Genomic DNA, 13,001 nt, shown 5'->3' on the forward strand with positions numbered 1-13,001 from the left:
CGCCTTCGCGAGCAAGCCCGCTCCCACCCTTGAAATGCATTCCCCTGTGGGAGCGGGCTTGCTCGCGAAGGCGTCATTTCTGCTGACACAAAACTCAACGGCGCTCCTGATTCCTCGGCCAACTCAGACTGAAGCAAGCCCCACCCAGACTCTTGCTCTTGTTGATCAGCGCCCGACCGTCATGCCAGTGAATGATCCGCCGCACAATCGACAGCCCCAGCCCGTGCCCACCAGAGGCCCGGGTGCGGCTGTCATCCAGACGCAGGAACGGCGTGAAGATCCGTTCCCACGCCGACTCCGGCACACCCGGCCCGTCATCCTCGACATCGACCCGACAGCGCAACTGCCCGACCTGATAACTCACCGTGACGTTAGAGCGTGCATGGCGCATCGCGTTGCTCACCAGATTCTGCAACGCCCGATGCAGGAAGCGCGGCTCGGCTTCAACCCAGGCGCCATCGTTGTCCGCCGCTGACAGGCACAACCCGCGCTGCACCGTGACCTCGGCACGCAACGGCGCCAGTTCTGCGATCACCTGATTGACCAGCGCATCGAGGTCAATGCGCTGAAAGGTCAACGCTGGCGAACCCTGTTCCAGCCGCGCGTAAGTGAGCATTTCGTCGACCAGCTTATCGAGATCCTCGATGTCGTGATCCATGCCCTCGCGGTATTTTTCCAGCGCCTGCGGGGTGGTGGCCGAGCCGATCATCTCCAGCCCGAAACGCAGGCGCGCCACCGGCGTGCGCAGTTCGTGGGACACCGCACGCACCAGCTCGCGCTGGATCGCCAGCAACTGCTGCAGATGCTCGGCCATGCCGTTGAACGCCGCCGCCAGTCGCCCGACCGAGTCAGCTCCGCGGGCCGGCACGCGGGTTTCCAGGCTGCCCTTGGCGATGCGCGTGGCCGCGGCTTCAAGTCCGCGCAGACGTCGTTCGAGCTGACGCACCAGCAGATATACGATCAGACCGATCAAGGTCAGGCCCAGGGCAGCGATCAACACCAGCCATTGCGGCGGATACGGATTCATCTGATACAGCGGGCCGATCTCCAGCACCCACGGCGTACCGACCATGCCGGCAAACACCCGGATCGAATCCCCGCCCTTGCCCAGCGCCATCACTGTATCGCCCTCGGACACCCGGCGGCTCTGGTCTTCGTCCATGTCGGCCTCGTTGACCGTGACCAGCCGCAGATCAAAACCGAAGCCTTTCTCTTCCTTTAACTGCGCCAGTCGTTTGGGCTGTTCGCCGACCGGCACCCGTACCAGTTCATCGGCCAACAGATAAATAGTCGCGCGGGCCAATTGCTCGCTGATCTGTTGTACGTCACCGGTCAGCAGCAGCTGTTCCTTGTCGCTGACCAGCCGATAGACTCGCGCCGCATGCGGGCCGGTCTGCTCCACCAAGGCCTGACCGCGCTGCACCCGGGCGCGCTGAGAGAGATCCAGATCGGTCTCGGAAAACTTCTTCAGTGCCAGCGGAATCCCCAGCAGACGCTCCCAGACCAACAACGCCCGGTGGCGCTCGGTTTCGTTCATCGGTTGCAGGTTGTCGGCCATCAGCGAGAACGTGCCGTGGGCCAGGCGCTCGCGGTATTGCTCGCTGCGCACCTGATTGAGCAGGTGCAGCGCCAGCACACCAAGCACTGCCACCAGAATCAGCGCCGCGCACATGCCGCCATAGATGCGCAGGAAGATCGAGTTCACAACGCCAGATCCACACAGGCTTCAGGGACGAACAGATAGCCTTTGCTGCGGATGGTCTTGATCAGCCGCGGATGGTCGGGGTCATCACCGATTTTCGGGCGGATGCGCGAGATGCGCACATCGATCGAGCGATCCTGGCCGTCATAGCCGATGCCGCGCAGCGCAGTGAAGATTTCTTCGCGAGAGAGGATCCGCCCGGCATTCGACACCAGCAGCCAGAGCAGGTCGAATTCGGCACTGGTCAGTTCGATGCCGCTGTCGCTGAGCCAGGCTTCACGCAAGGCGTTGTCCACCACCAGCGGACCAAATTGCAGGCGACGGCTTTTTTCCGCGATCGGCTCGGCTGTGTCGCTGCGTCGCAGCAAAGCCTGAATGCGAGCGAGCAACAGCCGTGGGCGCACCGGTTTGCATACGTAATCATCAGCGCCGAGGTCGAGGCCTTGAATCTGGTCAGCGTCGTCAGTGCGCGCGGTGAGCATCAGGATCGGCCCGTCGTAACGGTCGCGCACCTTGCGGCAAATGCTCAGGCCGTCTTCGCCGGGCAGCATCAGGTCGAGGATCACCAGGTCCGGCTGCTCCTTGATGATCCGCGCCGCCGCCAGCGCGCCGTTGCCTTCGATCTCCACGCGCAATCCATTGGCTTGCAGGTATTCGCGGGTGAGTTCGGCCAGACGCTGGTCATCCTCGACTATCAATACCTGCCAGGCTTCTTGCTCCACCGGTGACCTCTGCTTGCTGTTTTTATTAATAAAGGAAGAACCGTACGACGCAGCACAATCCATGTGGGAGCGAGCCTGCTCGCGAATGCGTCGGCAGGTTCAGCATCAATGTTGCCTGATCCAACGCTTTCGCGAGCAGGCTCGCTCCCACAGTTGTAGATCCTCCCGTCTTTTTGTCATCTTTCGGGAGGATAAGAATGGGTAAACACCGCCCGATTGTATAAACGGCGTACAACCAGAACACAAGTCGGCAAATGCGTTCGGACAAGGCGGTTTTTTGTGATAGGGTTCGCGCCCTTAAAAATCCGCTGAAGCGTTTTTCCCAAGTGAAAAACAGTGACAAACGGTCTAGCTCAGCAGGTTCGCGGCCTACACGGGAATTCCTGGTTTCTTACACAATTTACGCACAGGTTTATCCACAGCTAGTACGTTGCAAGCCCTCTCGAAACGCATTATCTTGTAGCACGGCGCGAGGAGAGACCCTACATATAGGGTTTTCCGCTCAAACGCCCAACCACATTTCGGGCCTGAAACTCAAGCGCTTTATTGCCTGTTTCCGGTTGAACCAAGCAAGTTTTTCAAAGCCCAAACCGCACTTGCGGATGGCACCGTTTTTCAGGTCGGAAACGACCGGAACGGTACGGGTGTTGCAGTCATGACTGTCATCCGGGAAGGAATCCGGCTCGAGCCCTGGCTCGCAGCCAAAAACTTCGGCAAGGATGCGGCGTCATTAGCCTTTTTCCTACTGGTCCGAAGTTGTTATGCCCGACGCCCGTCGGTTGTAGTGCTTCGGATCAGAACGGTGAGCACCATGATGGTGCCCAAACAAACATAGAGAATGTGGAGATCACCCCCCATGCAAACCGACACAACTCGCGAGAACCCGCAGGGCACCTTGCCGCAGGCCGCCGATTCGAATTCGGATCTGGCCGCCACCGCGCCTGGTCAACTGCGCGTGATCAAGCGCAATGGCACTGTCGTTCCTTACACCGATGACAAGATCACCGTCGCTATCACCAAAGCGTTTCTCGCAGTTGAGGGCGGCACCGCTGCCGCTTCGTCGCGAATCCACGACACCGTTGCCCGCCTGACCGAACAGGTCACCGCGACCTTCAAGCGTCGCATGCCGTCGGGCGGCACCATCCACATCGAAGAAATCCAGGACCAGGTCGAACTGGCCCTGATGCGTGCCGGCGAGCAGAAAGTCGCTCGCGACTACGTGATCTACCGTGACGGCCGCTCGAAAGAACGCGCTGCCCACGCCCCGGTCGAAGCGGCAGTCAATGCGCACCCGTCGATCCGTATCACCCGCGCTGACGGCAGCCTCGCGCCGCTGGACATGGGCCGCCTGAACACCATCGTCACCGAAGCCTGCGAAGGCCTGGCTGAAGTCGACGGCGACCTGATCCAGCGCGAAACCCTGAAAAACCTGTACGACGGCGTGGCCCTGAACGACGTCAACACCGCGCTGGTGATGACCGCGCGTACCCTGGTTGAACGTGAGCCGAACTACTCGTTCGTCACCGCTCGCCTGCTGATGGACACCCTGCGTGCCGAAGGTCTGGGTTTCCTGGGTGTGGCCGAGAGCGCCACTCACCACGAAATGGCCGACCTGTACGCCAAGGCGCTGCCGGCTTACATCGCCAAAGGTATCGAGTTCGAACTGCTGAACCCTGTGCTGGCCACCTTCGACCTGGAAAAACTGGGCAAGGCGATCAACCACGAGCGCGATCAGCAATTCACCTACCTGGGCCTGCAGACCCTGTACGACCGTTACTTCATCCACAAGGATGGCGTGCGTTTCGAACTGCCGCAGATCTTCTTCATGCGTGTGGCCATGGGCCTGGCGATCGAAGAGAAGCAGAAAGAAGACCGTGCGATCGAGTTCTACAACCTGCTGTCCTCGTTCGACTACATGGCTTCGACTCCGACCCTGTTCAACGCCGGCACCCTGCGTCCACAGCTGTCGAGCTGCTACCTGACCACCGTTCCGGACGACCTGTCGGGCATCTACCACGCGATCCACGACAACGCCATGTTGTCCAAATTCGCTGGCGGCCTGGGCAACGACTGGACCCCTGTGCGCGCCCTGGGTTCGTACATCAAAGGCACCAACGGCAAGTCGCAAGGCGTGGTTCCGTTCCTGAAAGTGGTGAACGACACCGCTGTAGCCGTTAACCAGGGTGGCAAGCGCAAAGGCGCTGTGTGTGCCTACCTGGAAACCTGGCACATGGACATCGAAGAGTTCATCGAACTGCGCAAGAACACCGGTGATGATCGTCGTCGTACCCACGACATGAACACCGCCAACTGGATCCCTGACCTGTTCATGAAGCGTGTCTTCGATGACGGCAAGTGGACCCTGTTCTCGCCTTCCGAAGTGCCGGACCTGCACGACCTGACCGGTAAAGCCTTCGAAGAGCGCTACGAGTACTACGAAGCCCTGACCGAGTACCCGGGCAAGGTCAAGCTGTTCAAGACCATCCAGGCCAAAGACCTGTGGCGCAAAATGCTCTCCATGCTGTTCGAAACCGGCCACCCATGGCTGACTTTCAAAGACCCGTGCAACCTGCGTAGCCCGCAGCAGCACGTCGGCGTGGTTCACAGCTCGAACCTGTGCACCGAGATCACCTTGAACACCAACAAGGACGAGATCGCCGTTTGCAACCTGGGCTCGATCAACCTGCCGAACCACATCGTCGACGGCAAGCTGGACACCGCCAAGCTGCAACGCACCGTGAACACCGCCGTGCGCATGCTCGACAACGTGATCGACATCAACTACTACTCGGTGCCGCAAGCGAAGAACTCCAACTTCCGCCACCGTCCGGTCGGTCTGGGCATCATGGGCTTCCAGGACGCGCTGTACCTGCAGCACATCCCTTACGGTTCCGACGCTGCCGTCGAGTTCGCCGACAAGTCGATGGAAGCGGTCAGCTACTACGCGATCCAGGCGTCCTGCGACCTGGCAGACGAGCGTGGTGCCTACGAGACCTTCAACGGTTCACTGTGGTCCAAAGGCATCCTGCCACTGGATTCGCAACAGATCCTGATCGAGCAACGTGGCCAGAAGTACATCGACGTTGACCTGAACGAAACCCTGGACTGGGCACCGGTTCGCGCCCGCGTACAGAAAGGCATTCGTAACTCCAACATCATGGCCATCGCACCGACCGCGACCATCGCCAACATCACCGGCGTATCGCAGTCGATCGAACCGACCTACCAGAATCTGTATGTGAAATCGAACCTGTCGGGCGAATTCACCGTGATCAACCCGTACCTGGTTCGCGACCTCAAGGCGCGCGGTCTGTGGGACTCGGTCATGATCAACGACCTGAAGTACTACGACGGTTCGGTTCAGCAGATCGAGCGCATCCCGCAAGAACTCAAAGAGCTCTACGCGACCGCGTTCGAAGTGGACACCAAGTGGATCGTTGACGCCGCCAGCCGTCGTCAGAAGTGGATCGACCAGGCCCAGTCGCTGAACCTGTACATCGCCGGCGCCTCGGGCAAGAAACTCGACGTGACCTACCGCATGGCCTGGTACCGTGGTCTGAAAACCACTTACTACCTCCGTGCCCTGGCCGCGACCAGCACCGAGAAGTCGACCATCAACACCGGCAAGCTGAACGCTGTTTCCAGCGGCGGCAACCACGGCGACGATTCGGTTCTGGCAGCTCCGGCAGGTCCAGCTCCAGTGCCAAAGGCTTGCGCGATCGACGAGCCGGATTGCGAAGCTTGCCAATAAGCTGAGCCGGGCCAGGCGTCGCGAGACGCCTGATGCTTCCAGGCAAAAGAAAACCCCCGACAGACTTCTGGTTTGTCGGGGGTTTTCTTTTGTCTGCCAAACACCAAGGCTCTAATGAACAGGGTTCAGCCGATACAAAAAAGGCCCCTTCACAGAAGGAGCCTCCTTATTGGTGCTTACTATCGGCAGCCGCCGTTATTGTAAGGACCGGCAACACGAACCCAGCCACTGGCTTGTGGAACGTTGCTGCACATAGTACGGCCGGTCGAAGCCGACTGATAAAGCCACCAGGAAGCCGGTGCAGCTTGAACAACGACTGCACCCAACAGCAAACTTGCGGCCAAAGTCAGACCAAAACCCATACGTAGCGACATAACGATCTCCATTTCAAATAAACGTCTCAAATGGTCGTCAGCGCAATAACTTCATAGATCATCATCTTGCCGACACAACCAGAGACAGCAGTAAGAGTGTTGTAAACCGAACACCCATCATTCATCAAGGCCCTGACGAAAGAGCGCGCACCTTACATTGCGAAACAACTAAAAACAATAAATAAAACCCCCACAACCAAAACTATTTATTAATTAAATCAACTCAAAAAAAATCAACAACCACGCAAAGACCTACAACATTAATTGCATACAAACCACTGACCCAAATCAAAAAAATACGCTAACTAAAACCAGACACGCGGCACAATCTTCCCTAATTTAAAACAACATCCCAATAAGTTAACGTTTGTCTGCGCAATAAATTAACGCGCGAAGCCTCCGCCCAGCGCCAGGTACAGTCCCATTTGCGCCTGCAGTCGCTCGAAGCGATTCTGCGCCAGTGAAATTTGCGCGGCACGCCGGCTCTCTTGCAGATCCAGCCACTCCTTGATACCCGTTTGCCCGCTGCGATAACGAATTTCGGCCAACCCTTCGGCTTTCATTGCGGCGACCAGAGCCTGCTCTCGCCGTCCCCCCTGATCAGCCAACTGCACTTGCGCCGACAGGGCGTCTTCAACTTCCGCCAGCGCGATATAAAGGCTCTGACGAAAGTCGATTATCGCCGCCTCATAGTCCACCGCCGATATACCCACTGTGTACTTGCGAACATTCCATTGCACAAACGGCAGACTGATACCAACACCCAATAGACCGACAGGGTTATTGAGCACTTGGCTTAACTCTCGACTACCGCCAGTAGCCAGACCGCCCGTCAGGGTGAACGAGGGATAGAAACTGGCACGCGTTGCGTCATAGTTCGACAGCGCCTGGCGCAATCGCCATTCAGCCGCCTGCAAATCCGGACGTCGATCAACCAGATCAGCCGGCAAGCCTGCCGGCACACTCGCCAATGCCGTCGAAGGTAATTGCACAAGTTCTGCAAACCGATGCTCGGGTGCCTGATCAAAGACAATGGCCAGTGCGTTGCGCGCCACTTCAAGTTGCTGCAAATAGTCACTCAATACAGCACGCTGCGTGGCCAACACCTGCTCGGCTTGTGCCTCTTCAAGACCCGTCGCCGCACCCGCCAGATGTTGAGACTGCACCAGTTGCAACGTCTGCTCGGCGTACCCGATACTTTCCCGCGCAGACCGGACCAGTTCGTTGAACAGGCCGATCTGCCAATACAGGCGCGCCGTCGTACCCACCAGGCTCAGCGCGCTGGCACGCCGGTCAAAGTCGGTCGCCAACAGCGACCATTGCCCGGCATCGCGCGTACTCGCCAGTTTCCCCCACAAATCGACTTCGTAACGCACCGTCGCGCTCGTGGAAAATCGACGCTGGCTTGAATTGTCTCGATGTAGATTCCTGCTCCAGTCCGCCCCCGCCCCCACGTCCAGATCGGGCGTGATATTGGTGCCGGTGAGCCCTGCCTGAAGCGCTGCCCGACGCACTCTGAGCGCAGCAACTGCAAGATCGTTATTGCGCGCCAGGGCGTCGTCGACCAAGGCGTTCAGACGTGGATCATCAAACGTTTCCCACCATCGCTCTCGCACACTCAATGAGCGCTCACGGGATGCGTCGCCAAACCAGAAGGCCGGCGTCTTCACTTGCGGTTGACGATATTCGCTGTGCAGCAGAGCGCTGCAGCCGCCCAACAACAAAGGCAATGGCAATGCCCAGATCCACTTGCGCTTGGTGTACTTCATTCTCTGGACAACGCCTGAATGGGATCAAGCCGGGCGGCATTGCGCGCCGGGATATAACCGAACAACACGCCGACCAGCAGCGAACACAAACACGCTGAAATCATGGCCAAAGCCGTGAATTCCATAACGATTGTCTGCACGAAATAGCCGAACACCTGGCTGATCAACAACGAAAGCAGGACACCCAACAAGCCCCCCAGCAGACAGACCAGCACCGCCTCGATCAAAAACTGCTGCAGGATGTCCGTGCGCCGCGCGCCGACCGCCATGCGGATGCCAATCTCCCGGGTGCGCTCGGTGACCGACACCAGCATGATATTCATCACGCCGATACCACCAACCAACAGTGAAATGAGCGCCACCGCAGAAATCAGCAGGGTCAGTGTGTCTGTGGTTTTCTGTACGATTTTAAGGATGCTGTCGCTGGAGCTGAGGAAAAAATCCGCGCGCCCATGACGTGCCACCAACAATGTTTGCAGTGCTTGCTCTGCTGCTGGACTGGCAACCTGCTCCCTGAGCCGAACCTTGATCGAATTGAAATGGCTCTGCCCCAACAAGCGCCCCATCACCGTCGTATAAGGCAGATAGACCTGCAGGCTTGGCCCTGAAAAACCGTCATCGCGACTTTCCATGACCCCTACCACCGTGCAAGGCAGGCCGCCCACCAGGATGACTTTGCCCAGTGGCTGCTCCCACTCCTTGAACAGCCGTTGTCGAGTATTGTGATCAATGATCAGGGTCTGGCCGCGGCGCATTACATCGCTGGCACTGAACACCGCCCCCTTGCTCATGCGGATGCCCATCACCTGGAAGTAATCGTGGCCGACACCATTGACGGTGGCACTGACATGCAGATTGCGATAGCGAATCGTTCGGCTGCCATTGACCATCGCCGAGACGCTGTCGACCCAGGACTGCCCCTGGATGATCCGCAGATCCACAGGTTGCAGGGTGCGGATCGAGGCGGCCTGCTCATCCCCCCAGTCCTTGCCAGGATAAACATCGATGGTATTGGTGCCCATGGCGCTGATATCGCGCAGTACTCGGGTCTGCGCACCCTGCCCCAAAGCGACCACCGACACCACTGAGGCGATGCCGATGATGATCCCCAGCATGGTCAGCAATGTACGCATACGATGGCTGCAGAGGGAAACCCAGGCCATCTTGAAAGCCTCGCTGAAGCGACGCCACTGCACCGCCGCTACTTCGCGCCCCTGATCTTGCGTACTTTCACCAGCCTCGGCGACCTGCGCCGCAGGCACTTTTCGGCTGGCATTCGATTGATCCGCGACGATTTCTCCGTCATGAATCTCGATAATCCGGTCAGCGTGCTGCGCCACCTGCACGTCATGGGTCACGATAATAATAGTGTGGCCGCTATGGTGCAGTTCACGCAGGATGGCCATTACCTCTTCACCACTGCGTGAGTCCAGCGAGCCGGTGGGTTCGTCAGCCAGGATCACCGCGCCACCATTGATCAGCGCACGGGCAATACTGACCCGCTGCTGCTGACCACCGGAAAGCTGCCCCGGTCGATGCTGCAGGCGCTGCCCCAGCCCCAGGCGTTGCAACAATGCCCTGGCCTGTTGCTGACATTCGATAAACGACTGGTCGGCGTAAATGGCCGGCACCTGGACGTTGGCCTCGGCGCTCAAATGCGACAGCAAATGAAAGCGCTGGAAAATGAACCCGAAATGCTCACGACGCAATGTCGCCAGCTCATCGCTGCTCATACCGGCCATGTCGAGACCGTTGATGCAGTAGCGACCGGCGGAGGGACGATCCAGACAGCCGAGGATATTCATCAGGCTGGATTTTCCGGAGCCGGACGGACCGATAATCGCCACCATTTCACCGGCGCCAATGGTCAGATTCACGTCCCGCAACACTTGCGTTCTGGCCTCGCCATCAGCGAACCAACGCTGCACACCTTCAAGGGACAATAGCGGCTTGGCCGGCAACACGTCGTTCATCGCATCCGGCGTCAAGCCGCGAAGATCGTTCGCGCTGCTCATTGAGGCTCCGGCTCTTCGCCGAGGACAACTTCGTCATGCTCCTTGAGACCGTCCAATACCTGAACATTAAGGTCATTGCGCAAACCGGTTTTGACCAGCACCGTCTGCAACTGACCATCAACCAGTCGACGCACTTCATAGCGGCCATCCGCGGCACGCTTGCCCAACGCAGCCACCGACACCATTGTGGCTTTTGGCGCAGAAGCGAGCAGCACACTGACCTGCGCCGTCATTGATGTGCGCAACGAACGATCGTCATTGGGCACGTCAAACAGAGCGTTGTAGTACACCGCTGCGTCGGCACCGCCAGCAGTCGAGCCACCGCTACCCTGCATCGTGTCCTGCCGGGCAATGGACTCTGGCGCCGGTTCTACCGCCCGAATATGACTTTCAAAGCGCCGATCCGGGTCGCCCAGGATACTGAAGGACACCGCCTGGCCTGGCTTGACTCGAACCACGTCAGCTTCGGATATCCGCGCCTCGACCGTCATCCGGTCCAGTCGGGCCAGGATCAGCAAAGTCGGGACACTTTGCGCGGAAACGACGGTCTGCCCCTGCCTCGTCACCACGGCAATGACTTCCCCGTCCATCGGCGCACTGATACGCGTATAGCCAAGGTTGACTTCGGCGATGCGGATTTCTATCTCCGCCTGGGAAATCTGCGCAGCCAGGGAAGCCAGTTCGGCACGTGAGCTTTGCAATTGCGCTTCGGCTATTTCCAGATCAGCCCGCGAACCGGCCTCACTGGCAACCAGACTTTGCTTGCGACGAAAATCAAGTTCGTACTGGCGAATCAGCGCCTGTCGAGCCTTATATTGTGCCCGGACACTGAGCAATGCTGCCCGTGACTTGAGCAATTCGTTCTGTGGCAACAACGGGTCAATCTCGGCCAGCAGCTGACCTTGGCGCACCGTATCGCCCAACCCGGCCTTCAGGCTCTGGAGTTGCCCGTTGACCTGTGCGCCAACACTGACTTGCTGGAAAGGCTTGACCGTACCACTGGCCAATACGGTTTCTTCAAGATCCTCGACGGTGACGGTCGTGGTCAGATATTTCCTTGGCGTGGCGCCCCAGCCCTGCCCCCCTATAAACCAGACCAGCAATGCACTGACGAACAACGTCCCGAGGACGAATCGGGAGCGAGAGAAAAAAACCATGGAGTGATCGTTACATCCCTGTCTGTGGTTGGGCGAACCGTTCATTGGCGCCCGGGTGTTGCCTGAGCAAGCGCATGAATACGCCGGCACAAATACGATGCCGCAGACGAGTGGCCCCCGGCGCGCGCATTAAACAAGAAAGCCCCTCAAAGAGGGGCTTTCCGTTACAGCTTTTTACAAAACATCGATATCAGGTCATCTGAATGATGGTTTGCATGATGGTGCTCTGGGTCGAAATGGTCTTCGCGTTCGCCTGATAGTTGCTCTGGCCCTTGATCAGGTCTACCAGCTCGTTGGTCAGGTTAACGTTCGACTCTTCCAGCGAGTTGGACTGGATGGAACCCAGGGTACCGGTTTGCGGAGCGTCATAACCCGGGATACCCGAGGCGAACGTTTCCTTCCAGCTCGTTCCACCGATCGCTTGCAGGCCCTGCTCGTTAGTGAAGCTGGCCAGCGCAACCTGGCCGATGGCCTTGTTCTGGTTGTTGCTGAAGTTGGCGAACAGGGTACCGGTACCGTCGATGGTCAGGTTAGTGATCTGGCCAGTAGCATAGCCGTCCTGGGTCGGGATCGAACGGGCGGTATCGGCGTTGTACTGGGTAGTCTGCGCCATCGAAATGGTAATGCCGGCCGTGTTCGCGGCGGCACCGTTAGGTTTGAAGGTACCGTTGACCACGTTACCCGGAACCCAGCCGCTGAGCTTCAAGTCGCTGCTGATCACCGGACCAGGCAGGGTGCTGACCTGAGTCAGTTTGCCAGCGGAGTCAAACGTCATGGTCGAAGGTGTCGGCGCGGTGACCTTCGGATCGCTACCGGTAGCGTCCGGGTTACGCCCGTCTACCAGGGTGTAGACCTTCCAGGTGTTGGCACCGGTCTTGACCACGTACTGATCCATCGGGTGCATGTTGCCCTGACTGTCATAGATCGGCGTGCTGAACGATTTAGTGTAGGTCGCGAGGTTGGTCGGGTCGAATTTGCCGGCCGGCGCTGTGTCGTCGATCACCGGAGCGGTCGAGTCCAGGTTGATGGTCGACGTCACCAGCGAGGTGGACTTTGGCGCCAGGTTCGAGGTGTCGATCTTCAGGTCGGTCAGTACGCCGTTAATGACCTTGCCGTTGGCATCCACGCCGTAGCCCTGCAGACGCGAGGTGTAGTCGGTGTTGGTGATGTAGCCTTTATCGTCGACCTTGAACGTACCGGCCCGGGTGTAGGAGATCGAGCCGTTGTTGCTCATGGTGAAGAAGCCCGAACCGTTGATGCCCATGTCCAGCACGTTACCGGTGTTGTTGATGTCACCCTGGGTGAACTGCTGGGATACGTTGGCCAGACGCACACCGTTGCCGATGACCTTACTGCCGGTACCCAGGCGAGTGGCCGAGTAGACGTCTGCGAATTCTGCACGGGACGATTTGAAACCGGCGGTCGCGACGTTGGCGATGTTGTTGCCGGTCACGTCCAGTTGTTTGTTGGCTGCATAGAGACCGCTAAGGCCGATATTGAAAGACATATTC

The 13,001-nt window shown here is 58.6% G+C and carries 7 protein-coding genes; 1 reads left to right on the top strand and 6 read right to left on the bottom strand.

Annotation, left to right across the window (positions count from 1 at the left end; all coding sequences use genetic code 11):
- Positions 1-94: 94 nt before the first annotated feature.
- Complete coding sequence (locus LVD08_RS26825; RefSeq protein ID WP_098965099.1) at positions 95-1,705, bottom strand: ATP-binding protein; 1,611 nt, start codon at positions 1,703-1,705, stop codon at positions 95-97.
- Complete coding sequence (locus LVD08_RS26830) at positions 1,702-2,424, bottom strand: response regulator (protein ID WP_064588756.1); 723 nt, start codon at positions 2,422-2,424, stop codon at positions 1,702-1,704. Before LVD08_RS26830 ends, LVD08_RS26825 begins: the two co-directional genes overlap by 4 nt.
- 856 nt (positions 2,425-3,280) lie before the next feature.
- Here LVD08_RS26830 and LVD08_RS26835 point away from each other — a divergent pair.
- Positions 3,281-6,175 (top strand): ribonucleoside-diphosphate reductase subunit alpha, encoded by a 2,895-nt coding sequence (locus tag LVD08_RS26835; protein ID WP_047599692.1) that lies wholly within the window; start codon positions 3,281-3,283, stop codon positions 6,173-6,175.
- Positions 6,176-6,932: 757 nt separating this feature from the next.
- Here the strand turns inward: LVD08_RS26835 and LVD08_RS26840 are convergent.
- From LVD08_RS26840 to flgE, 4 genes are all read right to left on the bottom strand, one after another.
- Positions 6,933-8,318, bottom strand: a complete 1,386-nt coding sequence (locus tag LVD08_RS26840) for an efflux transporter outer membrane subunit (RefSeq protein WP_247269684.1) — start codon at positions 8,316-8,318, stop codon at positions 6,933-6,935.
- A complete protein-coding gene (locus LVD08_RS26845) occupies positions 8,315-10,333 on the bottom strand; it encodes a MacB family efflux pump subunit (protein ID WP_431061434.1) in 2,019 nt (672 codons plus the stop codon). Before LVD08_RS26845 ends, LVD08_RS26840 begins: the two co-directional genes overlap by 4 nt.
- Positions 10,330-11,490: an efflux RND transporter periplasmic adaptor subunit gene (locus LVD08_RS26850; protein ID WP_247269685.1), complete on the bottom strand. Its 1,161-nt coding sequence runs from the start codon at positions 11,488-11,490 to the stop codon at positions 10,330-10,332. The genes LVD08_RS26845 and LVD08_RS26850 overlap by 4 nt, the downstream gene beginning before the upstream one ends.
- A gap of 190 nt (positions 11,491-11,680) precedes the next feature.
- Positions 11,681-12,997, bottom strand: a complete 1,317-nt coding sequence (gene flgE / locus LVD08_RS26855) for a flagellar hook protein FlgE (RefSeq protein ID WP_027612279.1) — start codon at positions 12,995-12,997, stop codon at positions 11,681-11,683.
- Positions 12,998-13,001: the final 4 nt, after the last annotated feature.

The sequence above is a fragment of the Pseudomonas sp. YL2 genome (genome assembly GCF_023063025.1).
Taxonomy (GTDB): domain Bacteria; phylum Pseudomonadota; class Gammaproteobacteria; order Pseudomonadales; family Pseudomonadaceae; genus Aquipseudomonas; species Aquipseudomonas putida_A.